The following is a 19,832-nucleotide window of genomic DNA, read 5'->3' as shown; positions in this document are numbered from 1 at the left end:
TCCTGCCAGTGGTTTGCATATTTTGTACAGAATCGGTACAGAGTGGGGAGTTAGCACAAAACTGGCTTTATTTTTGCTAAGACTAATTATCATTCTAACGATAACAGGTTTTGGCGCATGAAGTCGCATTTAAGAGTGCATTATTTTCAGCACATTGCAGGTGAGGGTTTTGGAAGTTGCTATAGCTTCCTGAAAGCACATAAAGCAAAAATTACCGCTACAGAATTCTTTGCTTTGCCCGTCGATTTACCCCTTGAGTTGGAGGCATTGCCCCGTGTGGATGAGGTTGACCTGTTGATCATTATGGGTGGAACCATGAGTGTCAACGACGAGGCAAACTATCCGTGGCTCAGGCTGGAGAAACGCTGGCTGCGTCGCTATCTGGCCGCAGGCAAGCCTGCGATAGGGTTGTGTCTGGGTGGGCAGCTCATTGCCAATGCACTGGGCGCGGCGGTGAGTCGTAATCCTCAGCAGGAACTGGGCTGGATGGATGTAGGGAGGGCATCTTCCGTTCCAGAAGATTGCTTCCAAATTCCCGAGAAGATTAACATTATGCAATGGCATAGTGAAACCTTTGAAATTCCTAAAGGTGGTGTGCGTCTAGCGGAAAACAGGGTGTGTCGTAACCAGCTTTATCAAATAGGACGGAATGTTCTGGGTTTCCAGTTCCACCCAGAAATGACACCACATGCATTACAGCTATTGATTGAAAATGAGGAGGATATGGCAGTATTTAAGGGGGAGTATGTGCAATCCATTGCAGAGTTGAAAAAATCCAATCAAAGCAAATTTGAACAGGGCAATACCCTGCTGAATCAGGCGATTGACTATGTGGTGAGCGCATAGGCGGGCTTTAAAACCAAAAAAAGAAAAGAAGAATTGCATAAGACTTAAACAGTCGCTATAATGGGCGACCCTCAAATGGAGGGCGTTTTCTACGAAGAAAGTAGTCAACGCATTACAGTCGTGGCATCGATCACGACCTTAGTGAATTTCACTGCCCTTGACACTTGCCGAAAGGTGAGGTGCGTCATGGGTGATTCTTTATATATTTGGCTTGGAGTTTACTGGTATGTCTAACCAGAGAATTCGTATCCGTTTGAAGTCTTTTGATCATCGCCTGATTGATCAATCTGCTCAAGAGATCGTAGAAACCGCTAAGCGTACTGGCGCACAGGTGTGTGGTCCAATCCCGATGCCTACTCGCATCGAACGCTTCAACGTTCTTACTTCACCACACGTCAACAAAGACGCTCGTGATCAGTATGAAATCCGCACTTATAAACGCTTGATCGATATCGTTCAACCAACAGATAAAACTGTTGATGCATTGATGAAGTTGGATCTTGCTGCTGGTGTTGATGTTCAGATCGCTTTGGGTTAAGGCTTTCGGTTAATTAACTCTAAGTTAATTAGGCCGCTTTTTTAGAGGTTTATGCACATGGCTATTGGTTTAGTCGGTCGCAAATGTGGTATGACTCGCATCTTTACTGAAGCAGGTGTTTCTGTTCCAGTAACAGTGATCGAAGTCGATCCAAACCGCATTACGCAAATCAAAACACTTGAAACTGATGGTTATCAAGCAATTCAAGTAACTACTGGTGAACGTCGCGAATCGCGCGTAACGAACGCTCAGAAAGGCCACTTCGCGAAAGCGGGTGTTGCTGCTGGTCGTCTGGTTAAAGAGTTTCGTGTTACTGAAGCTGAGCTTGAAGGCCGTGAAGTTGGTGGTTCTATCGGTGTTGACTTGTTTACAGTGGGTCAAATTGTTGACGTAACTGGTCAGTCTAAAGGTAAAGGCTTCCAGGGTGGTGTTAAGCGTTGGAACTTCCGTACGCAAGACGCTACACATGGTAACTCTGTATCTCACCGTGTATTAGGTTCTACAGGTCAAAACCAGACTCCTGGTCGCGTGTTCAAAGGCAAGAAAATGGCTGGTCACCTAGGTGATGAACGCGTAACAGTTCAAGGTCTTGAAATTGTATCTATTGACGCTGAACGTTCTGTTTTAGTTGTTAAAGGTGCTGTTCCTGGTGCAACGAATGGTGACGTGATTGTACGTCCTACCATCAAAGCGTAAGGTGAAATAGAATGAATTTAAAAACTGTTTCTGGCGCTGCGGTTGAATTATCAGAAGTTGCTTTTGGTCGTGAATTTAACGAAGCTCTTGTACATCAGGTTGTTACAGCTTACCTAGCTGGTGGCCGTCAAGGTACTCGTGCTCACAAATCACGTGCAGATGTTTCTGGTGGTGGTAAAAAGCCATTTCGTCAAAAAGGTACTGGTCGCGCTCGTGCGGGTTCTATTCGTAGCCCAATCTGGGTTGGTGGTGGTAAAACTTTTGCTGCTCGCCCACAGGATTGGTCTCAAAAAGTAAACCGTAAGATGTATCGCGGTGCAATGCAATGTATTTTGGCTGAACTTGTTCGCCAGGATCGTCTTGTATTGGTTGAAGAGTTTGCTGTTGCTGCTCCTAAAACCAAAGACTTGCTTGCTAAATTGAACGACTTGAATGCAACTCGTGCATTGATCGTTACAGATGCTGTAGATGAGAACTTATATCTTGCAGCGCGCAACCTTCCACACGTTGATGTGGTAGATGCAACTGCAATTGATCCTGTTAGCTTGATCGCATTCGATAAAGTTGTCATGTCTGTAGCTGCTGCTAAGAAAATTGAGGTAGAACTCGGATGAACAACGAACGTCTATATCAAGTCCTACAAGGACCAGTATTCTCAGAAAAAGCACAAGTTTTAGGTGATACTGCTGGTGTTCAGGTGTTTAAGGTTGCATTAAATGCAAACAAGCTTGAAATCAAGAAAGCAGTTGAACAACTCTTTGGTGTTGAAGTTGTTAAAGTAAACACAACAATCACCAAGGGTAAAGCAAAACGCTTTGGTAAGACATTGGGACGCCGTTCTGATGTTAAAAAAGCATACGTCACCCTGAAAGCTGGCCAAGATGTTGAAATGGCTGACTTGGGCGATACCGCTGACAACGCAGCGGAATAAGGACGAAAATTATGCCAATTCAAAAATGTAAGCCAACGTCTCCAGGACGTCGCTTTGTAGAGAAAGTGGTTCATGACCATCTTCACAAAGGCGCGCCTTATGCACCGTTGGTAGAAGCTAAAAAACGTACTGGTGGTCGTAATAACAATGGTCACATCACTACACGTCATGTGGGTGGTGGTCATAAACAAAACTACCGTATTGTTGACTTTAAACGTAACAAAGATGGTATTCCAGCGACTGTAGAGCGCATCGAATACGATCCTAACCGTACAGCGCATATTGCTTTGTTGAAATATGCTGACGGTGAACGTCGTTACATCATTGCACCTAAAGGCTTACGTGCTGGTGATAAAGTTCAATCTGGTAACGATGCTCCAATTCGTCCAGGTAACTGCTTACCACTTCGCAACATGCCAATCGGTTCTACACTTCACAACCTTGAACTTAAAATCGGTAAAGGTGCTCAGTTAGCACGTTCTGCTGGTACTTCAGTTCAATTGTTGGGTCGTGATGGTTCTTACGCTATCGTTCGTTTACGTTCTGGTGAAATGCGTAAAATCCACGTTGAATGTCGCGCTGTCATTGGTGAAGTTTCTAACCAGGAAAGCAACCTACGTTCATTGGGTAAAGCTGGTGCTTCACGCTGGCGTGGTGTTCGTCCTACCGTACGTGGTATGGCAATGAACCCAGTTGACCACCCGCACGGTGGTGGTGAAGGGCGTAGCAAGGGTATTCAACCTGTAAGCCCATGGGGTCAAAAAGCGAAGGGGTACAAGACACGTACCAATAAGCGTACGACTAAGATGATTATTCGCGACCGTCGCGTCAAGTAAAGGAATCTGACTAATGCCTCGTTCATTAAAAAAAGGTCCATTCGTCGACGCGCACCTGTTCGCTAAAGTTGAAGCGGCAATTGCTGCAAACAACCGTAAGCCGATCAAAACTTGGTCACGTCGTTCAATGATCCTGCCAGACTTTGTTGGTTTAACAATTTCTGTTCACAATGGCCGTAACCACGTTCCAGTGATTATCACTGAACACATGGTTGGTCATAAACTAGGTGAATTCGCGCCAACTCGTACCTATCGTGGTCACGGTGTTGATAAGAAGTCTAAACGTTAATAGGTGCTATGATGGAAGTAACTGCAAAATTACGCGGTGCCGCTATCTCGGCACAGAAAGCACGTTTAGTTGCTGATTTGATCCGTGGTAAATCGGTTGCGCGCGCGCTAGATATTTTAAACTTCAGCAACAAGAAAGCGGCTGTGCTTGTGAAAAAGGCACTTGAGTCTGCAATCGCCAATGCTGAACACAACAACAGCTTAGATGTTGATGACCTTAAAGTAACTACGATCTACGTTGATGAAGGCATGAGCCTTAAACGTATCCTGCCACGTGCCAAAGGCCGTGCAGACCGTATTACTAAGCGTACTTGTCACATCACCGTTAAGGTAGGGGTTTGATATGGGTCAGAAGGTTCATCCAATCGGTATCCGCCTGGGTGTTGTGAAACGCCATAACGCTAACTGGTATGCGAGTCCGAAACAATACGCTGAATACTTGCTTAAAGATCTTCAGGTTCGTGAGTTTTTAACTAAAAAACTTAAGAACGCGATGATCAGCAATATTCTTATCGAACGCCCTACAGGCGCTGCTAAAGTAACAATTAGCACTGCTCGTCCTGGTATCGTGATCGGTAAAAAAGGCGAAGATATTGAGAAATTACAGCGCGAACTCACCAATATTATGGGTGTTCCAGCTCAAGTTAGCATCAATGAAATTGATCGCCCAGACTTGGACGCACGTCTAGTTGCTGAAGCTATCGCTTCTCAATTGGAAAAACGTGTAATGTTCCGTCGTGCTATGAAACGTGCGGTTCAAAACACCATGCGTGCTGGCGCAAAAGGTATCAAAGTTGAAGTTTCTGGCCGTTTAGGTGGTGCAGAGATCGCTCGTACCGAATGGTATCGTGAAGGTCGTGTACCTTTGCATACGCTTCGTGCGGACATCGACTATGCAACTATGCGTGCAGAAACAACTTACGGTACGATCGGCGTTAAAGTATGGATTTTCCGTGGTGAGATCCTGGGTGGCATGAAACAAGTCATGAACCCTGCTCCTGCTGAAGAACGTCCAGCTAAACGTGGTCGTGGTCGTGGTGAAGGTCAGGAACAACGTCGTGGACGTCGTAATGACCGTGCTGCTGACAAGGGAGAATAATCCATGTTGCAACCTAAACGTACCAAATTCCGTAAAATGCACAAAGGCCGTAACACTGGTCTAGCGCATCGTGGTAGTACAGTATCATTTGGTTCGATTGCAATTAAAGCAACTGAACGTGGTCGCATGACTGCGCGTCAGATTGAAGCTTGCCGTCGTACCATTAGCCGTCGTATTAAGCGTGGTGGTAAAATCTTCATCCGCGTATTCCCAGACAAACCAATTACCGAAAAACCATTAGAAGTTCGTATGGGTAAAGGTAAGGGTAGCGTGGAATACTGGGTGTGTCAGATTCAGCCAGGTAAGATCCTGTACGAAATTGAAGGTGTGAGCGACGAGTTGGCGCGTGAAGCTTTTGAATTGGCTGCCGCTAAACTCCCGTTTAAAACCACTATCGTGACTCGGACGGTGATGTAATGAAAACTAAAGATCTACGTGAAAAGTCGGTAGAAGAGTTGAAAGCGTTGCTTGATGAGCAACAGCTTAACCAATTCCGTCTTCGTATGGCGAAAGCAACTGGTCAACTAGGCAAATCGCACGAAGTGCAAATTGCTCGTAAAACAATTGCTCGTATTAAGACACTCCTTACCGAAAAACAGGGGAACGGACAATGAGTGAAAAAACAGTCCGCACGTTAACAGGCCGTGTTGTAAGCGACAAAATGGACAAGTCTATTGTTGTGCTTATTGAACGCCGTGTTCAACACCCGTTGTATGGCAAATCAATCCGCCGTTCAACTAAACTACACGCTCATGATGAGAACAATGTTGCTAAAACTGGCGACTTGGTGACCATCAAAGAAAGCCGCCCAATTTCTAAAACTAAAGCTTGGGCTTTAGTGGAAGTCGTTGAAGCAGCTGCTGAGTAATTAGACGTTCTTGTTGCATCATCGGACAATTTCGAGTACTCTTTGAGCCTTTCGAAATTGCGACCGGTGATGCTCGGTTTTGGAGTAGGGCAATGATTCAAACCGAAAGTATGCTCGACGTAGCAGACAACAGTGGTGCACGCCGCGTACAATGTATCAAAGTACTAGGTGGTTCACATCGTCGTTATGCTTCTGTTGGCGACATTATTAAAGTTACTGTAAAAGAAGCAATTCCACGCGCACGTGTTAAAAAAGGTGACGTGATGAATGCTGTAGTTGTTCGTACAAAATTTGGCATCCGTCGTCCAGACGGTTCAGTGATTCGTTTCGACGATAACGCTGCTGTTATTTTGAACAACAACAAAGCTCCGATTGCGACTCGTATCTTCGGACCAGTGACTCGTGAACTTCGTACTGAACAGTTCATGAAAATCATTTCATTGGCTCCTGAAGTTCTATAAGAGGCAATCATGGCTAAGATTAAAAAAGGCGATCAAGTAATTGTGATCGCAGGTAAAGAAAAAGGCAAACAGGGTACTGTTTTGTCTGTTTCTGAAGACCGAGTTAAGGTTGAAGGCCTTAACTTAGTGAAGAAGCATCAAAAACCAAACCGTGCTACTGGCGCTGAAGGCGGCATCGTAACACAAGAGGCGACGCTTCATATTTCAAACGTGGCAATTTTTAATGCTACAACCCAAAAGGCTGACCGTGTTGGTTACCAAGTGATTGATGGCACGAAAACTCGTGTTTATAAATCAAATGGTGAATCAGTGGCGGCAGCGAAGTAATAGGTTGAAAAGGCAATGGCCAGACTTAAAGCACGTTACAATGACGAACTTAAAGCGAAGTTAAAAGAAGAACTTGGCATTAAGAATGTGATGGAGATTCCTCGCATCACTAAAATCACCCTGAACATGGGTGTAGGCGCAGCTGCAACTGATAAGAAATTATTGGAAGGTGCTGTGGCTGATATGCAACTCATTGCTGGTCAAAAGCCAGTTGTGACCCTTGCGCGTAAATCAATCGCTGGTTTCAAAATCCGTGATGGTTGGCCAATTGGTTGTAAAGTTACTTTACGTGGCGACCAAATGTACGAATTCCTGGATCGTTTGATCTCGATCGCAATCCCTCGTATCCGTGACTTCCGTGGTTTCTCTTCGAAATCATTTGATGGTCGTGGTAACTACTCTATGGGTTTAAAAGAGCAGATCGTTTTCCCTGAAATCGATTTTGACAAAATTGATCGTATCCGTGGTTTAGACATCACGATTACGACCACTGCTCGTAGCGATGACGAAGGCCGTGCGCTTATGCGTGCATTCGGCTTCCCGTTCAAATAAGAGGTCGATATGGCTAAGAAAGGTATGATTAATCGCGAATTGAAACGCGAAAAGACAGTTGCTAAATACGCTGCAAAACGTGCTGAATTAAAAGCAACGATTGCAAACGTAAATGCAAGTGACGAAGAACGTTTCGAAGCGATGATGAAGTTACAAGCATTACCACGTAATGCATCTCCAGTACGTCTTCGTAACCGCTGTGGTTTAACTGGTCGTCCTCATGGTTACTTCCGTAAGTTCGGTTTAAGCCGTAACAAATTACGCGATACAGTAATGCAGGGTGATGTACCAGGCGTTGTTAAAGCAAGCTGGTAAGGAGCGACTAAATGAGTATGCAAGATACCGTTGCCGACATGCTAACCCGTGTTCGTAACGCACAAATGGCAAAGAAACAAACTGTTTCTATGCCTTCTTCTAAGTTGAAAGTTGCTATTGCAAACGTACTTCAACAAGAAGGTTATATTTCAAACGTAGAAGTGGCTCAAGAAGAGACAAAATCTACTTTGACTATTACGTTAAAATATTTCGAAGGCAAACCAGTTATCGAAGTGGTTAAGCGCGTAAGCCGTCCAGGTCTTCGCCAATACCGTGGTAAAGATAAACTTCCAAGCGTTAAGCAAGGTTTAGGTATTGCAATTGTTTCTACAAGCAAAGGCATCATGACTGATCGCGCTGCACGTGCTGCGGGCATTGGTGGTGAAGTTATTGCTTTTGTTTCTTAATAGGTGATTCCTCATGTCTCGTGTGGCTAAAGCCCCAGTAACTGTACCTAATAGTGTAACAGTTACTCAGAACGGCCGGCAGGTCGAAGTGAAAGGCAGCAAAGGTACATTGTCTTTCAACCTGCATGCGCTGGTCGAGCTTAAACAGGAAGAAGGTAAACTTCAACTTGCTCCAGTGAAAGAGTCGAAAGATGCCTGGATGCAGGCTGGTACTGCTCGCGCTGTATTGAATAACCTTGTAAAAGGTGTTAGCGAAGGCTTCGAACGTAAGTTACAGCTCGTTGGTGTTGGTTATAAAGCTGCGGTGAAAGGTGACGTTGTTAACCTGGCACTCGGTTACTCACACCCAATTGACTACGCTTTACCTGAAGGGGTAACAGCGGAAACTCCAACTGCGACTGAAATCATCCTGAAATCAGCAAACAAGCAGTTGTTAGGTCAAGTGGCAGCGGAAATCCGTGCGTACCGTTCTCCTGAACCATATAAAGGTAAAGGTGTTCGTTATTCGGATGAAGTTATTCTTCGTAAAGAAGCTAAGAAGAAATAAGGCGCGAGGTTCTTATGAACGAAAAGAAACAATCCCGTTTGCGTCGTGCGAAAAGCACACGCTTGCACATTCGTGCATTGGGTGCGACTCGTTTGTGTGTCAACCGCACGCCGCGTCACATCTATGCACAAGTTATCTCAGCAGATGGTGGCAAAGTTTTAGCGCAAGCTTCAACTTTGGATGCATCATTGCGTAGCGGTGCGACTGGTAACATCGATGCAGCAACAAAAGTTGGTGCTTTAATCGCAGAACGTGCGAAAGCAGCAGGTGTAACGAAAGTTGCATTTGATCGTTCTGGTTTTAAATATCATGGTCGTATCAAAGCCTTGGCTGATGCTGCTCGTGAAAACGGCTTGGAGTTCTAATCATGGCTAAAGTTGAACAAAACGAAGGTCTTGTTGAAAAGCTGGTTGCCGTTGATCGTGTAGCCAAAGTTGTTAAGGGTGGTCGTATCTTCTCTTTCACAGCATTAACTGTTGTGGGTGATGGTAATGGTCGCGTCGGTTTTGGTCGTGGTAAAGCGCGTGAAGTTCCAGCTGCTATTGCTAAAGCACTTGAAGCTGCGCGTCGTAACATGATTACTGTTGATCTTGTTAACGGTACTGTACAACACCCTATTAATGCTCGTCACGGTGCAAGCCGCGTTTACATGCAGCCTGCTTCTGAAGGTACTGGTGTAATTGCTGGTGGTGCTATGCGTGCAGTTCTAGAAGCTGTTGGCGTACATAACGTATTGACAAAATGCTATGGTTCTACAAACGCTGCTAACGTAGTTAACGCAACTTTTAAAGGTTTGCGTGATATGACTTCTCCTGAGAAAGTCGCTGCGAAACGTGGTCTTTCAGTAGAAGAAATTCAAGGGTAATCAATCATGAAAACGATTAAAGTTACCCAGACTAAATCTTCTTCGCATCGTTTAAAAAATCATAAACTTTGCTTACAAGGTCTAGGTCTGCGTCGTATTGGTCATACTGTGGAAGTGCAAGATACGCCTTCTAACCGTGGTATGATCAACAAAGTTTACTATATGGTTAGTGTAGAGGAATAAGCCATGACTCTGCGTTTAAATGAACTTGCGCCTGCTGAAGGTGCTAAGCGTGAAAATCGTCGTCTGGGTCGTGGTATCGGTTCTGGCGTTGGTAAGACTGGTGGTCGTGGTATCAAGGGTCAAAACTCACGTAAAAGTGGTGGTACTCGTCCAGGTTTTGAAGGCGGTCAAACAGCGTTATATCGTCGTTTACCAAAATTCGGTTTCACTAGCCAAATCGCTTTGAAAACTGCTGAAGTACGCTTGTCTGAGTTGAATAAGGTTGAAGGTGATGTTGTTAGCCTTGAAACTTTAAAAGCTGCGAATGTTGTTCGTCGTGACCAAATTCGTGCTCGCATCGTGCTTTCTGGTGAAATCACTCGCGCATTCACTGTACAAGGTGTTGTGTTGACTAAAGGCGCTAAAGCTGCTGTTGAAGCTGCTGGCGGTAAAGTCGAGGAGTAATCTCGAGTGTCTATGACTCCTAGTTCTTCAGGTCATGTAAACATGATGAAAGGCCAACCATTTCATGTGAAATACCGTGAAATTATTCGTCGATTAATGTTTTTGATTGGCGCGTTATTGGTCTTTCGACTAGGAGCGCATATTCCGTTGCCAGGTATTGATAACGTAGCGCTAGCACAGTTTTTTAAAGCTAATGAAGGTACTTTCTTAGGTTTATTTAACATGTTCTCTGGCGGTGCGTTGGAACGCATGTCAATTCTGGCGTTGGGAATCATGCCTTATATCTCTGCATCGATTATCGTGCAGTTGATGTCAACGGTGGTTCCTTCGCTGGAAGCTTTGAAAAAAGAAGGCGAACAGGGCAAGCGTAAGATCAATCAATATACGCGTTACGGCACCCTGCTGCTTGCACTTGTGCAAGGGGTGGGTATGTGTGCAGGGCTGATTAGTCAGGGAATTACCCTGACCTCAGGCCTGGCATTCTATGTTCCAGCAGTCACTTCGCTGGTTGCGGGAACAATGTTTTTGATGTGGCTGGGAGAACAAATTACCGAACGTGGTATTGGTAATGGCATCTCCATGATCATTTTTGCGGGTATTGTGGCAGGTTTGCCAAATCTCGTGATTCAGTCGTTTTCGTCTGTTCATAATGGTCAGGGTAGTTTAATTGGTTTAGCTGTATTCGGTTTATTATCGTTGGCAGTCCTCGCTGCGATTGTGTTTATTGAAAAGGCACAGCGTCGTATTCCAGTAAACTATGCTCAAAAACAACAGGGTCGTCGTGTATTTACTGCACAGCAAACACATTTACCATTAAAAATTAACATGGCAGGTGTAATTCCAGCAATTTTTGCAAGCTCATTGTTACTATTTCCAGCGAGCTTGGGACAGTGGTTGGGAAGTGCTGATCCAAATGCAGGGATTGTAAAACGTAGTCTGCAAGATCTGGCATTGGTGTTATCGCCTGGACAGCCGTTGTATTTAATGCTCTTTGGCGCGTTAATTATTTTCTTCTGTTATTTCTATACTGCGCTGGTGTTCAGCCCGAAAGAAGTTTCAGAAAACTTAAAGCGTAGCGGAGCATATGTGCCTGGTATCCGCCCAGGTGAGCAAACGGCTCGTTATTTAGATCATATTCTTAACCGTTTGACATTTATTGGTGCAATTTACATTACAGTCGTATGCTTGATGCCGATGGTGCTGCAAAGTTCATTTGGTATTCCATTCCATTTAGGTGGAACATCGTTGCTGATTGTGGTGGTCGTGGTAATGGACTTTATGGCGCAACTTCAGGCGCACCTTACTTCGCATCAATATGATGACCAAACGTTAATGAGAAAAACGACTGCTCATCCTAAGGGATAAGCGCACTTAGAGGTTTCATCATGAAAGTACAAGCTTCTGTAAAGAAAATTTGTGGTAGCTGCAAAGTTATCCGTCGTAATGGGGTTATTCGCGTGATTTGTAGCGCAGAACCTCGTCATAAGCAGCGTCAAGGTTAATTTAATTAAGACCTGTTGATTTCAGTAGGCTAATTAGGTTATTATCCGCCCCTCAAGATTTTTGTGGGGCGGTTGATTATCTTGACTGCCTTTTTGGAGAAAATTGAATGGCTCGTATTGCCGGTGTAAACATTCCGGATAACAAGCATGCTGTTATCTCTCTCACGTATATTTTTGGTATCGGTCGCCACACTGCTAAAAACATTTTAGCTGCTGCAGGCATTTCTACTACTACTAAAATTCGTGAATTAGATGATGCTCAGCTTGATGCGATTCGTGCAGAAGTTGCCAAGGTTCCGACCGAAGGTGATTTACGTCGCGAAATTTCCATGAACATCAAACGTTTAATGGATTTAGGCTGCTACCGCGGTCTTCGTCATCGTCGCAGCTTGCCTGTTCGCGGACAACGCACCAAAACTAACGCACGTACCCGTAAAGGTCCGCGCAAACCGATTAAAAAGTAAGATTTCTGGAAGCTAAAAGATGGCTAAAGATACTCGCACACGCAAGAAGGTCACTCGTACCGTCTCTGAAGGTGTTGCACACATTCACGCGTCTTTTAATAACACCATTGTAACGATTACCGATCGTCAAGGTAATGCATTGGCTTGGGCCACCTCAGGTGGACAAGGCTTCCGTGGTTCACGTAAATCAACTCCGTTCGCTGCCCAGGTAGCTGCTGAAGTTGCTGGTAAAGCAGCTTTGGATTACGGTTTGAAAAATCTGGATGTCCTTGTAAAAGGTCCTGGTCCAGGTCGTGAGTCTGCGGTTCGTGCATTAGGCGCAGTGGGTTATAAGATTAACAGCATTACCGATGTGACACCAATTCCTCACAACGGTTGCCGTCCACCTAAAAAACGTCGCGTGTAAGGAGAAACATTCATGGCTCGTTATATTGGTCCAAAATGCAAACTCTCTCGTCGCGAAGGGACAGACCTGCAACTTAAATCAGGCGTTAAACCGTTTGATGTAAAAACTAAAAAAGCGAACAAAGCACCTGGTCAACATGGTGCGGCTCGTGGTGGTAAACAATCTGAGTATTCACTACAATTACGTGAAAAACAAAAAGTACGTCGTATGTACGGTGTGTTAGAGCGTCAATTTAGTAACTACTATAAAGAAGCAGCTCGTGTTAAAGGTGCAACAGGTGAAAACTTGTTGAAATTGCTTGAAAGCCGTCTGGACAACGTTGTTTATCGCATGGGTTTTGGTTCTACACGTGCAGAAGCTCGTCAGTTAGTTAGTCACCGTTCTATTACTTTAAATGGCCGTCGTGTAAACATTGCGTCTATTCAAGTAAAAGCGGGTGATGTAATTGCTGTTCATGAGGGTGCTAAACAACAATTGCGTATCAAAAATGCAATTGAATTAGCTGCTCAACGTGGTCTCCCTGCTTGGATGGAAGTTGATCATTCTAAGTTAGAAGGTACGTTCAAAGCTGCACCTGATCGTTCTGATCTACCTGCTGAAATCAACGAAAGCTTGATTGTAGAATTGTATTCTAAATAATCCTTGAGGTAGCAATAAATGACGCGTACTGCAAACGAGTTTCTAACTCCGCAAGCGATCAAGGTCGAAGCGGTGAGCGGGACCTCGGCAAAAGTGATTCTGGAACCTTTGGAGCGTGGCTTTGGTCATACTCTAGGTAATGCTTTACGTCGCATTCTATTGTCTTCTTTGCCTGGCGCTGCTGTGGTTGAAGTAGAAATAGAAGGCGTCGAGCACGAGTACAGTACTTTAGAAGGCTTGCAGCAGGACATCGTCGAGCTCTTGCTGAACCTAAAAGGATTGTCTATTAAGCTGTTCGATCAAAACGAAGCATATTTAACATTGGAAAAGCAGGGTGCAGGTGACATAACAGCAGCTGACCTCCGTTTGCCTCACAATGTTGAAGTGGTTAACCCTGATCATTTAATCGGTACTTTGAGTTCTTCTGGTTCATTGAAAATGCGCCTTAAAGTGGCTCAAGGTCGTGGTTATGAGACATCTGACTCTCGTTTCCCAGAAGGTGAAACACGTCCTGTAGGTCGTTTACAGTTAGATGCTTCTTATAGCCCAATCAAGCGTGTTTCTTATACAGTAGAAAATGCGCGTGTAGAACAACGTACCGATCTTGATAAGTTAGTGATCGATCTTGAGACTAACGGAACGGTTGATCCTGAGGAAGCGATCCGCAAAGCGGCAACAATCTTGCAACAACAAATTGCAATTTTTGTTGATCTTCAGAAAGATCAAACCCCTGTTGCTCAAGAGCCTCGCGAAGAAGTTGACCCAATTTTGCTTCGTCCAGTAGATGATCTCGAGCTTACTGTTCGTTCTGCTAACTGTTTGAAGGCAGAAAATATTTACTACATTGGTGATCTTGTTCAACGTACTGAAGTTGAGTTGTTAAAAACTCCTAACTTAGGTAAAAAATCGTTAACAGAGATCAAAGATGTTTTGGCATCGAAAGGTTTACAACTCGGCATGCGTTTAGAGAACTGGCCACCAGCTAGTCTCCGTATGGATGACCGATTTGCCTATCGTAGCCGTTAATTAAGTAGGACTATCACCATGCGTCATCGTAATAGTGGTGTGAAATTAGGCCGTACAAGCAGCCACCGTAAGGCGTTGTTTCAAAACTTAACAAATGCTTTAGTAGAGCATGAGTTAATTAAGACAACTTTGCCTAAGGCGAAAGAACTTCGTCGTGTTGCTGAGCCTTTAATCACTTTAGCTAAAAACGATACTGTTGCAAACCGTCGTTTAGCGTTTGCTCGTACTCGTTCAGCAGCAACTGTTGGTAAATTATTTACCGTTCTTGGCCCTCGTTACAAAGAACGTAACGGCGGTTATCTTCGAGTTCTTAAAGCGGGCTTCCGTGCAGGTGATGCTGCACCGATGGCTTACGTTGAACTTGTAGACCGTGAAGTAAAATAATACTTCTACGTGTAGAACAGTCAGTTGTTCCAAAAAAGGTCGGTTTATTCCGACCTTTTTTATTATCTATCTTAAATGAGATTAAGCCATATTTTCTGGTTTATATAACGATTAGATCAGATTGAATGAACCATTTTTCTGTGATCGGACCGTATATTAAGTTAATTTTAGCTAAAAATGTTTCATTAGGCAGAGCTATGGTCATCTGTCCTCAGTATTATTTTATGGTTAAAAGAATGTGATGATAATGAAGCGTAGAAAGCAGATTTATTTTTAACCCTATAAACATGACCAAAAGCTAAACCCAAGCAAAAATCTCAGGATTTTTTTACCACTTTTTTTCTCAAAATGTCCCGAACTGATATAAAAAAACCGATGAATGATCAAACTTGACATTGTGTATTGTCAAATTTGTGCTTTAATAAAGACATGATTTACACAGGGTATAAAAAAAATGGAAAAGCAAGTTGATATATTAATTATTGGTGCAGGTATCTCTGGGATTGGATTGGCTGTGCATCTCTCTAAGAAGTGTCCACAGCGTAAATTCGAAATCTTAGAACGTCGTGATAGTTTTGGCGGAACATGGGATCTCTTTCGTTACCCTGGTATTCGTTCTGATTCGGATATGTCAACTTTTGGTTTTAACTTCAAGCCATGGGCAAAAGATAAAGTATTAGCTAGCGGCGCTGAGATCAAAGGTTATTTAAGTGATGTCATTAGTGAAAATCAGTTAAAAGATAAAATTCACTTTGGCCATCGTGTTCTTTCAGCAAACTATGATTCTACAAAGAAAAAATGGTTAGTTGAGATCGAAGATAACAACAAGAAAAAACAAATTTGGTCAGCCAACTTTGTCATGGGTTGTACAGGTTACTATAACTATGATCAAGGTTATGCACCTAAATTCCCTAAACAAGAAGATTTCAAAGGTCAGTTTATTCATCCGCAACACTGGCCAGAAAATTTAGATTACACGGGTAAGAAAGTTGTGATCATCGGCAGTGGTGCAACTGCAATTACCCTTGTACCTTCAATGGTCAAGGGTGGGGCGGGACACGTGACGATGTTACAACGTTCACCAACCTATATTGCAACAGTTCCTTCAATTGACTTTATTTATGAAAAAACACGTAAATTTATGTCTGAAGAAATGGCTTATAAATTTACGCGTGCGCGTAATATTGGTATGCAGCGTGGTATTTACGCATTGGCACAAAAATATCCGAAAACTGTGCGTCGTTTATTATTGAAAGGTATTGAATTGCAGCTCAAGGGTAAAGTGGATATGAAACACTTTACACCAAGCTATAATCCGTGGGATCAACGTTTATGTGTTGTACCTGATGGTGATTTATTCAAATCTTTACGTGAAGGCAAAGCAAGTGTTGAAACAGATCAAATTGAAAAATTCACTGCAAATGGTATCCAATTAAAATCTGGAAAACATTTAGAAGCGGATATTGTGATCTCGGCAACTGGTTTAGAAATTCAGATTCTAGGTGGGGTGCAAGGTTCAATTGATGGTAAACCAATGAATACATCTCAACATATGCTGTATCAAGGCATGATGGTGAGTGATGTCCCTAACATGGCGATGATCATTGGTTATATCAATGCTTCATGGACATTAAAGGTTGATATTGCAGCTGATTATATCTGCCGCTTAATCAATCATATGGATAAAAATGGTTTTGATGAAGTGATTGCACACGCTGATCCTTTACAGCGTGAAAATGACACGATCATGGGTAAAATGTCTTCTGGTTATATCGCACGTGCAGCTGATGTGATGCCTAAACAAGGTAAACAAGCACCGTGGAAGATCACCAATAATTACCTAGTTGATCGCAAAGAACTGAAAGATGCTAAGTTTGATGATGGAGTTTTAGAGTTCCATAAGCGTGGTGAACAGGCAGATCGTAAGCCAAAGCTAGTGTCATAATCTGACATAGGTGAAATTGAGAACCTCATGTAAATACATGGGGTTTTTTATTGATATGACTTTGGATATTCTTTCAATCAGAAAAATATCGCGTATATTTGATGACATTAAAAAAACTGAGAATCAGGGAAAGAGTAATGAAGCAATGGGTGGTTTTAGGGGCATTATTGTTCAGTACCGCTGTTTTGGCAGATGATATAAAACAAAAGGAAGTGATTGCACAGAAACTTGTTGAGGTAGATGGAACGGAGCAGGGGTTGGAAGCGACAGACAAGTTGATCCTGAATCAAATTAAAATGCGCTTACCTAAAGATATTCCAGCAGAGTTTTATGCAGACTTGACCAAGAATCTCAATTCTGAACAAAGAAAGCAGTTTATTGTGCAACGTTATGTAGAGGCGTTTAGCCAGAAAGAGTTACAGGCTGCACTCTCATTCTATCAATCTACAGAAGGGAAAGCCTGGGCCAAGAAAGCCAGTGAAATTGGCAGTGAAGTGGCACATTACACCACTCAAAATGCGCGTACCGCACTCAACACCACCATGCAGCAGCATGTGGAAAACCCAACAGTTAAACAATTGATGGCCCGCATGAATCCAGCACCTGTTCAGCAACCTGAAAAAACTGAACAGAAATAAATAAAAAAAGGGAATAGTGAATCAACACTATTCCCCTTTTGAATGTTTAAGCTTATAGGGTACGGGAAATCAACTCTTTCATGATTTCGTTGGTACCTGCATAAATACGGTTGGCGCGGTTGTCGATATAGGCACGGGCGATTGGATATTCCAACATATAACCATAGCCACCATGTAACTGTAAGCAATCATCCACAACTTTTGAGAACATATCTGAAATTTTGTATTTGGCTGCCGCTGCGGCATCTACACCTAAGCTTTCTTCGAGTTGTAATTCCATACAACGATCTAAATAAGTACGGCAGAAATCAATTTCAGTACGTAATTCAGCTAATTTAAACCGCGTATTTTGGAATGTACTAATTGCTTTGCCAAATGCTTTACGATCTTTGGTGTATTGAACAGTATGCGCAAATGCTGCTTCTGCACCTGCCTGGCAAATAATCGCAACCAACATGCGTTCCCATGCCAGTTCTTTCATCAACATGATGAAGCCCATACCTTGCATACCAAGTAGGTTTTCCTTAGGTACGCGTACATTGTCAAAGAACAATTCGCAAGTATCTTGCCCTTTCATTCCGATTTTATTCAAAGGTTTACCTTTACTAAAACCAGCGCGATCAGCTTCAACGATGATTAATGATAAATTTGCTGAGCCTTTTTCATTGTTGCCTGTCTTGCACACCACAATCGCCATATCGCAGAGATAGCCATTGGTGATGAAGATTTTAGAACCATTAATCACATATTCATCACCATCCAGTGCCGCAGTGGTGCGTACAGCCTGTAAATCTGAGCCTGTACCTGGTTCCGTCATTGCAATAGCGGTGACCGTTTCACCTGTCGCCATTTTAGGCAGCCATTTTTGTTTTTGCTCTTCATTGCCAAAGTTGTTGATATAGTTGGCAACGATGTCTGAATGTAAGGAAAATCCTGTGCTTGAGTCCATAGCATAGGCCTGCTCTTCAATCAGGATCATGCTGTATAGACGATCCACACCTGAACCACCATATTGTTCTGGCATGGTGGTACAGAGTAAGCCTAGTTCACCCGCCTTGTTCCATAAATCACGGTCAACATGCTGTTGTTTCTCATATTTCTCAATATTTGGAACAACTTCTTTCTCATAAAATTTACGGACTGTTTCGCGGAATGCTTCATGCTCAGAAGTAAATAGCTTACGCGGTAACATATTTGGAATTGGACGAATTGCACCTGATTGCATTTGTTATTTTTTCCTTGAGTATTGGATTTAAACATTCATTGCCACGATACAAGAAATTGAAAATAGTGGACAATGTGATCAATGCTCAATTTGATTGATGTATTTGGTCACTTGAGAAAAATCCCAGCGAAATTCTTGAGGGGATCGGGTAAACTAGGCCCAAATAGTTGCATAGGGGAATAAATGATGTCCGATGAAATGACACTTGAAGAACGTAAGGTGATTTATCGTTCACGGCGTGGTTTAAAAGAAATTGATGTGTATTTTGATCCCTACGTCAAAAACTATTATCTCAGTGCAGATCCTACAGAAAAGGCTTTGTTTGCGGAACTGGTTGATCAGGAAGATCCTGACCTGCTGGACTGGTTCATGGAAGTGGGTGAAGCGCCAAGAACTGAAATCAAGGAATTGATTGTAAAGTTAAAACAGTATGTCCATGGCTAATCGTGTTTTTGAGTTGCAATCCAGTCGATTTATGATTGTTTTGCAACTTTTAATTTTTATCTCTCTGGCAGTTTTACTTTATCACGTACTGCCTTTGGGGATTTGGCTGCTGTGTCTGGGAATCATGGCCATTGTCTGGTTCAGGTTTCTTCAGCAACCTCAGGTCAGGCGTTTTGAACATCTGCATGGTCAGGATTGGTCATTTGAGTTTGTCAATTCAGATTTTCCTGTACAGCGTTGGCAAATTGTGAAAATGATCGACCATCATTGCTATATTGTCCTGTATTTTTCTTCGTCCCAGAACAAAAAATGCATCATTTGGTGGGATCAATTGCCCGTTACACAGTGGAAAAACCTTAAACTACTGATAAAAATGCTCTAATTGTTCGACAATTATACGACTGTATAAAATTAGTAAAAATAAATATATCAATTATTTAATATACTTTTGAATAAAATTTACTGAAATTGTTAGATTAAATACGCTAAAAATTCATGAAAATTATGATTGTCAGACAATTTAGCCCTGAACTTGTATTCCTTTTCGTTAAAGTACAAACACCAACGTAAAGTATGGTGGAGGTCCAAAATGATGGAAATTCCAACATGGTCGTTTCTCGTGATTGCAGTGGTTTTCGCAATCATTATAGGAAGAGCAGGAACTTTACTCAGGGAACTTCTTGAATCACATCAACGTAAAATTGTAGTGACCAAGAGAAAGAGATTGAAAGTGTCATCAATATACACACTCCCAGTGAATAATGATGATGAACGCCAATCTAGTGTCCACCAAAAGTGGATACGCAAAGTGTAGGAGGTCTCTATGGAGATTTCAATGTGGATGTTTCTGGTAATTGCAGTCGTTATGTCGATTGTTGTAGGAAGAGCTGGAACATTACTCAAGGATTATGTTCAATAAAACTAGAATATAAAGAGTTTTAGGTTTTTACCAGTTA

At 42.9% G+C, this 19,832-nt stretch carries 34 protein-coding genes and 1 pseudogene; 34 read left to right on the top strand and 1 reads right to left on the bottom strand.

Translation table 11 applies throughout. The features are described from left to right. The first annotated feature begins 117 nt into the window (after nucleotides 1-117). The 31 genes and pseudogenes from F988_RS12135 to F988_RS11990 all read left to right on the top strand — a co-directional run bounded on the left by F988_RS12135 (nucleotide 118) and on the right by F988_RS11990 (nucleotide 17,207). On the top strand, nucleotides 118-846 hold the full coding sequence (locus F988_RS12135; RefSeq protein ID WP_004678598.1) for a type 1 glutamine amidotransferase: 729 nt from the start codon (nucleotides 118-120) through the stop codon (nucleotides 844-846). A gap of 226 nt (nucleotides 847-1,072) precedes the next feature. After that, nucleotides 1,073-1,384, top strand: coding sequence for a 30S ribosomal protein S10 (gene rpsJ / locus F988_RS12130; RefSeq protein WP_000070912.1), 312 nt, complete (start codon nucleotides 1,073-1,075; stop codon nucleotides 1,382-1,384). A 57-nt stretch (nucleotides 1,385-1,441) separates the two neighbouring features. Beyond that, nucleotides 1,442-2,080 carry a 50S ribosomal protein L3 gene (gene rplC, locus F988_RS12125; RefSeq protein ID WP_004683276.1) on the top strand — a complete coding sequence of 213 codons (639 nt, stop codon included), beginning with the start codon at nucleotides 1,442-1,444 and terminating at the stop codon, nucleotides 2,078-2,080. A gap of 11 nt (nucleotides 2,081-2,091) precedes the next feature. Continuing rightward, nucleotides 2,092-2,694 (top strand): 50S ribosomal protein L4, encoded by a 603-nt coding sequence (gene rplD, locus F988_RS12120; protein WP_004683274.1) that lies wholly within the window; start codon nucleotides 2,092-2,094, stop codon nucleotides 2,692-2,694. Further along, nucleotides 2,691-3,011: a 50S ribosomal protein L23 gene (rplW, locus tag F988_RS12115; RefSeq protein WP_004678592.1), complete on the top strand. Its 321-nt coding sequence runs from the start codon at nucleotides 2,691-2,693 to the stop codon at nucleotides 3,009-3,011. Before rplD ends, rplW begins: the two co-directional genes overlap by 4 nt. A gap of 11 nt (nucleotides 3,012-3,022) precedes the next feature. Beyond that, nucleotides 3,023-3,847: a 50S ribosomal protein L2 gene (gene rplB / locus F988_RS12110; RefSeq protein WP_004678591.1), complete on the top strand. Its 825-nt coding sequence runs from the start codon at nucleotides 3,023-3,025 to the stop codon at nucleotides 3,845-3,847. A 13-nt stretch (nucleotides 3,848-3,860) separates the two neighbouring features. Then, on the top strand, nucleotides 3,861-4,136 hold the full coding sequence (gene rpsS, locus F988_RS12105) for a 30S ribosomal protein S19 (RefSeq protein WP_004678590.1): 276 nt from the start codon (nucleotides 3,861-3,863) through the stop codon (nucleotides 4,134-4,136). A gap of 11 nt (nucleotides 4,137-4,147) precedes the next feature. Beyond that, on the top strand, nucleotides 4,148-4,477 hold the full coding sequence (rplV, locus tag F988_RS12100) for a 50S ribosomal protein L22 (protein ID WP_004683272.1): 330 nt from the start codon (nucleotides 4,148-4,150) through the stop codon (nucleotides 4,475-4,477). Between the two features lies 1 nt (nucleotide 4,478). Then, nucleotides 4,479-5,298, top strand: a pseudogene (rpsC, locus tag F988_RS12095) (30S ribosomal protein S3). Then, nucleotides 5,238-5,651: a 50S ribosomal protein L16 gene (gene rplP / locus F988_RS12090; protein ID WP_004683271.1), complete on the top strand. Its 414-nt coding sequence runs from the start codon at nucleotides 5,238-5,240 to the stop codon at nucleotides 5,649-5,651. The pseudogene rpsC and the gene rplP overlap by 61 nt, the downstream one beginning before the upstream one ends. Further along, nucleotides 5,651-5,848: a 50S ribosomal protein L29 gene (gene rpmC, locus F988_RS12085; protein WP_000849927.1), complete on the top strand. Its 198-nt coding sequence runs from the start codon at nucleotides 5,651-5,653 to the stop codon at nucleotides 5,846-5,848. Before rplP ends, rpmC begins: the two co-directional genes overlap by 1 nt. Next, nucleotides 5,845-6,102, top strand: coding sequence for a 30S ribosomal protein S17 (rpsQ, locus tag F988_RS12080; protein WP_004678586.1), 258 nt, complete (start codon nucleotides 5,845-5,847; stop codon nucleotides 6,100-6,102). The genes rpmC and rpsQ overlap by 4 nt, the downstream gene beginning before the upstream one ends. Before the next feature lie 92 nt (nucleotides 6,103-6,194). Then, nucleotides 6,195-6,563, top strand: coding sequence for a 50S ribosomal protein L14 (gene rplN / locus F988_RS12075; RefSeq protein WP_004657680.1), 369 nt, complete (start codon nucleotides 6,195-6,197; stop codon nucleotides 6,561-6,563). 9 nt (nucleotides 6,564-6,572) lie between these two features. Continuing rightward, nucleotides 6,573-6,890 (top strand): 50S ribosomal protein L24, encoded by a 318-nt coding sequence (gene rplX, locus F988_RS12070; protein ID WP_004678584.1) that lies wholly within the window; start codon nucleotides 6,573-6,575, stop codon nucleotides 6,888-6,890. Nucleotides 6,891-6,905: 15 nt separating this feature from the next. Beyond that, nucleotides 6,906-7,442: a 50S ribosomal protein L5 gene (gene rplE / locus F988_RS12065; RefSeq protein ID WP_004678582.1), complete on the top strand. Its 537-nt coding sequence runs from the start codon at nucleotides 6,906-6,908 to the stop codon at nucleotides 7,440-7,442. A 9-nt stretch (nucleotides 7,443-7,451) separates the two neighbouring features. Then, complete coding sequence (gene rpsN, locus F988_RS12060) at nucleotides 7,452-7,757, top strand: 30S ribosomal protein S14 (protein WP_004660360.1); 306 nt, start codon at nucleotides 7,452-7,454, stop codon at nucleotides 7,755-7,757. 11 nt (nucleotides 7,758-7,768) lie between these two features. Next, entirely contained in the window at nucleotides 7,769-8,164 is a 396-nt protein-coding gene (gene rpsH, locus F988_RS12055) for a 30S ribosomal protein S8 (RefSeq protein WP_004678580.1), read from the top strand. Between the two features lie 13 nt (nucleotides 8,165-8,177). Next, complete coding sequence (gene rplF / locus F988_RS12050; RefSeq protein WP_004678579.1) at nucleotides 8,178-8,711, top strand: 50S ribosomal protein L6; 534 nt, start codon at nucleotides 8,178-8,180, stop codon at nucleotides 8,709-8,711. A gap of 14 nt (nucleotides 8,712-8,725) precedes the next feature. Continuing rightward, nucleotides 8,726-9,076 carry a 50S ribosomal protein L18 gene (gene rplR, locus F988_RS12045; protein WP_004683268.1) on the top strand — a complete coding sequence of 117 codons (351 nt, stop codon included), beginning with the start codon at nucleotides 8,726-8,728 and terminating at the stop codon, nucleotides 9,074-9,076. A gap of 2 nt (nucleotides 9,077-9,078) precedes the next feature. After that, nucleotides 9,079-9,576 (top strand): 30S ribosomal protein S5, encoded by a 498-nt coding sequence (rpsE, locus tag F988_RS12040; protein WP_004678577.1) that lies wholly within the window; start codon nucleotides 9,079-9,081, stop codon nucleotides 9,574-9,576. Between the two features lie 6 nt (nucleotides 9,577-9,582). After that, nucleotides 9,583-9,759 carry a 50S ribosomal protein L30 gene (gene rpmD, locus F988_RS12035; protein WP_000849088.1) on the top strand — a complete coding sequence of 59 codons (177 nt, stop codon included), beginning with the start codon at nucleotides 9,583-9,585 and terminating at the stop codon, nucleotides 9,757-9,759. Between the two features lie 3 nt (nucleotides 9,760-9,762). After that, nucleotides 9,763-10,203 (top strand): 50S ribosomal protein L15, encoded by a 441-nt coding sequence (gene rplO, locus F988_RS12030; RefSeq protein ID WP_004683267.1) that lies wholly within the window; start codon nucleotides 9,763-9,765, stop codon nucleotides 10,201-10,203. A gap of 45 nt (nucleotides 10,204-10,248) precedes the next feature. Then, a complete protein-coding gene (gene secY, locus F988_RS12025) occupies nucleotides 10,249-11,568 on the top strand; it encodes a preprotein translocase subunit SecY (RefSeq protein WP_171055675.1) in 1,320 nt (439 codons plus the stop codon). Nucleotides 11,569-11,588: 20 nt separating this feature from the next. Beyond that, the gene (rpmJ, locus tag F988_RS14820; RefSeq protein WP_000867907.1) at nucleotides 11,589-11,705 is read left to right on the top strand and encodes a 50S ribosomal protein L36; all 117 of its coding nucleotides are present in this window, start codon (nucleotides 11,589-11,591) and stop codon (nucleotides 11,703-11,705) included. Nucleotides 11,706-11,812: 107 nt separating this feature from the next. Then, nucleotides 11,813-12,169 (top strand): 30S ribosomal protein S13, encoded by a 357-nt coding sequence (gene rpsM / locus F988_RS12020; protein WP_004678572.1) that lies wholly within the window; start codon nucleotides 11,813-11,815, stop codon nucleotides 12,167-12,169. Between the two features lie 19 nt (nucleotides 12,170-12,188). Then, on the top strand, nucleotides 12,189-12,575 hold the full coding sequence (gene rpsK / locus F988_RS12015) for a 30S ribosomal protein S11 (protein WP_001040166.1): 387 nt from the start codon (nucleotides 12,189-12,191) through the stop codon (nucleotides 12,573-12,575). A 12-nt stretch (nucleotides 12,576-12,587) separates the two neighbouring features. Further along, complete coding sequence (gene rpsD, locus F988_RS12010) at nucleotides 12,588-13,214, top strand: 30S ribosomal protein S4 (protein WP_004678568.1); 627 nt, start codon at nucleotides 12,588-12,590, stop codon at nucleotides 13,212-13,214. A gap of 18 nt (nucleotides 13,215-13,232) precedes the next feature. Beyond that, nucleotides 13,233-14,240 carry a DNA-directed RNA polymerase subunit alpha gene (locus tag F988_RS12005; protein ID WP_004683263.1) on the top strand — a complete coding sequence of 336 codons (1,008 nt, stop codon included), beginning with the start codon at nucleotides 13,233-13,235 and terminating at the stop codon, nucleotides 14,238-14,240. Between the two features lie 18 nt (nucleotides 14,241-14,258). Next, nucleotides 14,259-14,624, top strand: coding sequence for a 50S ribosomal protein L17 (gene rplQ, locus F988_RS12000; RefSeq protein ID WP_004641032.1), 366 nt, complete (start codon nucleotides 14,259-14,261; stop codon nucleotides 14,622-14,624). 454 nt (nucleotides 14,625-15,078) lie between these two features. Beyond that, nucleotides 15,079-16,569: a flavin-containing monooxygenase gene (locus F988_RS11995; RefSeq protein WP_004683262.1), complete on the top strand. Its 1,491-nt coding sequence runs from the start codon at nucleotides 15,079-15,081 to the stop codon at nucleotides 16,567-16,569. A gap of 137 nt (nucleotides 16,570-16,706) precedes the next feature. Further along, on the top strand, nucleotides 16,707-17,207 hold the full coding sequence (locus F988_RS11990) for a DUF2059 domain-containing protein (protein ID WP_004683260.1): 501 nt from the start codon (nucleotides 16,707-16,709) through the stop codon (nucleotides 17,205-17,207). 52 nt (nucleotides 17,208-17,259) lie between these two features. On the opposite strand, the gene F988_RS11985 is transcribed toward F988_RS11990, so the two are convergent. Next, on the bottom strand, nucleotides 17,260-18,432 hold the full coding sequence (locus F988_RS11985; protein WP_004683259.1) for an acyl-CoA dehydrogenase family protein: 1,173 nt from the start codon (nucleotides 18,430-18,432) through the stop codon (nucleotides 17,260-17,262). 186 nt (nucleotides 18,433-18,618) lie between these two features. On the opposite strand from F988_RS11985, the gene F988_RS11980 reads away from it, so the two are divergent. The 3 genes from F988_RS11980 (at nucleotide 18,619) to F988_RS11970 (ending at nucleotide 19,690) form a co-directional block, all read left to right on the top strand. Further along, on the top strand, nucleotides 18,619-18,876 hold the full coding sequence (locus F988_RS11980) for an FAD assembly factor SdhE (protein WP_010589142.1): 258 nt from the start codon (nucleotides 18,619-18,621) through the stop codon (nucleotides 18,874-18,876). After that, on the top strand, nucleotides 18,863-19,258 hold the full coding sequence (locus tag F988_RS11975) for a protein YgfX (RefSeq protein WP_004683257.1): 396 nt from the start codon (nucleotides 18,863-18,865) through the stop codon (nucleotides 19,256-19,258). The genes F988_RS11980 and F988_RS11975 overlap by 14 nt, the downstream gene beginning before the upstream one ends. Before the next feature lie 207 nt (nucleotides 19,259-19,465). Next, the gene (locus F988_RS11970) at nucleotides 19,466-19,690 is read left to right on the top strand and encodes a hypothetical protein (protein WP_004678560.1); all 225 of its coding nucleotides are present in this window, start codon (nucleotides 19,466-19,468) and stop codon (nucleotides 19,688-19,690) included. Nucleotides 19,691-19,832: the final 142 nt, after the last annotated feature.

The organism is Acinetobacter parvus DSM 16617 = CIP 108168 (genome assembly GCF_000368025.1).
GTDB lineage: Bacteria > Pseudomonadota > Gammaproteobacteria > Pseudomonadales > Moraxellaceae > Acinetobacter > Acinetobacter parvus.
This window is presented reverse-complemented; position numbering and strand designations above follow the sequence as displayed.

Bases quoted from the DNA above. Each gene is read 5' to 3' on its own strand.
- F988_RS12135 (WP_004678598.1), top strand. From the start codon at position 118: ATGAAGTCGCATTTAAGAGTGCATTATTTTCAGCACATTGCAGGTGAG.
- rpsJ (WP_000070912.1), top strand. From the start codon at position 1,073: ATGTCTAACCAGAGAATTCGTATCCGTTTGAAGTCTTTTGATCATCGC.
- rplC (WP_004683276.1), top strand. From the start codon at position 1,442: ATGGCTATTGGTTTAGTCGGTCGCAAATGTGGTATGACTCGCATCTTT.
- rplD (WP_004683274.1), top strand. From the start codon at position 2,092: ATGAATTTAAAAACTGTTTCTGGCGCTGCGGTTGAATTATCAGAAGTT.
- rplW (WP_004678592.1), top strand. From the start codon at position 2,691: ATGAACAACGAACGTCTATATCAAGTCCTACAAGGACCAGTATTCTCA.
- rplB (WP_004678591.1), top strand. From the start codon at position 3,023: ATGCCAATTCAAAAATGTAAGCCAACGTCTCCAGGACGTCGCTTTGTA.
- rpsS (WP_004678590.1), top strand. From the start codon at position 3,861: ATGCCTCGTTCATTAAAAAAAGGTCCATTCGTCGACGCGCACCTGTTC.
- rplV (WP_004683272.1), top strand. From the start codon at position 4,148: ATGGAAGTAACTGCAAAATTACGCGGTGCCGCTATCTCGGCACAGAAA.
- rplP (WP_004683271.1), top strand. From the start codon at position 5,238: ATGTTGCAACCTAAACGTACCAAATTCCGTAAAATGCACAAAGGCCGT.
- rpmC (WP_000849927.1), top strand. From the start codon at position 5,651: ATGAAAACTAAAGATCTACGTGAAAAGTCGGTAGAAGAGTTGAAAGCG.
- rpsQ (WP_004678586.1), top strand. From the start codon at position 5,845: ATGAGTGAAAAAACAGTCCGCACGTTAACAGGCCGTGTTGTAAGCGAC.
- rplN (WP_004657680.1), top strand. From the start codon at position 6,195: ATGATTCAAACCGAAAGTATGCTCGACGTAGCAGACAACAGTGGTGCA.
- rplX (WP_004678584.1), top strand. From the start codon at position 6,573: ATGGCTAAGATTAAAAAAGGCGATCAAGTAATTGTGATCGCAGGTAAA.
- rplE (WP_004678582.1), top strand. From the start codon at position 6,906: ATGGCCAGACTTAAAGCACGTTACAATGACGAACTTAAAGCGAAGTTA.
- rpsN (WP_004660360.1), top strand. From the start codon at position 7,452: ATGGCTAAGAAAGGTATGATTAATCGCGAATTGAAACGCGAAAAGACA.
- rpsH (WP_004678580.1), top strand. From the start codon at position 7,769: ATGAGTATGCAAGATACCGTTGCCGACATGCTAACCCGTGTTCGTAAC.
- rplF (WP_004678579.1), top strand. From the start codon at position 8,178: ATGTCTCGTGTGGCTAAAGCCCCAGTAACTGTACCTAATAGTGTAACA.
- rplR (WP_004683268.1), top strand. From the start codon at position 8,726: ATGAACGAAAAGAAACAATCCCGTTTGCGTCGTGCGAAAAGCACACGC.
- rpsE (WP_004678577.1), top strand. From the start codon at position 9,079: ATGGCTAAAGTTGAACAAAACGAAGGTCTTGTTGAAAAGCTGGTTGCC.
- rpmD (WP_000849088.1), top strand. From the start codon at position 9,583: ATGAAAACGATTAAAGTTACCCAGACTAAATCTTCTTCGCATCGTTTA.
- rplO (WP_004683267.1), top strand. From the start codon at position 9,763: ATGACTCTGCGTTTAAATGAACTTGCGCCTGCTGAAGGTGCTAAGCGT.
- secY (WP_171055675.1), top strand. From the start codon at position 10,249: ATGAAAGGCCAACCATTTCATGTGAAATACCGTGAAATTATTCGTCGA.
- rpmJ (WP_000867907.1), top strand. From the start codon at position 11,589: ATGAAAGTACAAGCTTCTGTAAAGAAAATTTGTGGTAGCTGCAAAGTT.
- rpsM (WP_004678572.1), top strand. From the start codon at position 11,813: ATGGCTCGTATTGCCGGTGTAAACATTCCGGATAACAAGCATGCTGTT.
- rpsK (WP_001040166.1), top strand. From the start codon at position 12,189: ATGGCTAAAGATACTCGCACACGCAAGAAGGTCACTCGTACCGTCTCT.
- rpsD (WP_004678568.1), top strand. From the start codon at position 12,588: ATGGCTCGTTATATTGGTCCAAAATGCAAACTCTCTCGTCGCGAAGGG.
- F988_RS12005 (WP_004683263.1), top strand. From the start codon at position 13,233: ATGACGCGTACTGCAAACGAGTTTCTAACTCCGCAAGCGATCAAGGTC.
- rplQ (WP_004641032.1), top strand. From the start codon at position 14,259: ATGCGTCATCGTAATAGTGGTGTGAAATTAGGCCGTACAAGCAGCCAC.
- F988_RS11995 (WP_004683262.1), top strand. From the start codon at position 15,079: ATGGAAAAGCAAGTTGATATATTAATTATTGGTGCAGGTATCTCTGGG.
- F988_RS11990 (WP_004683260.1), top strand. From the start codon at position 16,707: ATGAAGCAATGGGTGGTTTTAGGGGCATTATTGTTCAGTACCGCTGTT.
- F988_RS11985 (WP_004683259.1), bottom strand. From the start codon at position 18,432: ATGCAATCAGGTGCAATTCGTCCAATTCCAAATATGTTACCGCGTAAG.
- F988_RS11980 (WP_010589142.1), top strand. From the start codon at position 18,619: ATGTCCGATGAAATGACACTTGAAGAACGTAAGGTGATTTATCGTTCA.
- F988_RS11975 (WP_004683257.1), top strand. From the start codon at position 18,863: ATGTCCATGGCTAATCGTGTTTTTGAGTTGCAATCCAGTCGATTTATG.
- F988_RS11970 (WP_004678560.1), top strand. From the start codon at position 19,466: ATGATGGAAATTCCAACATGGTCGTTTCTCGTGATTGCAGTGGTTTTC.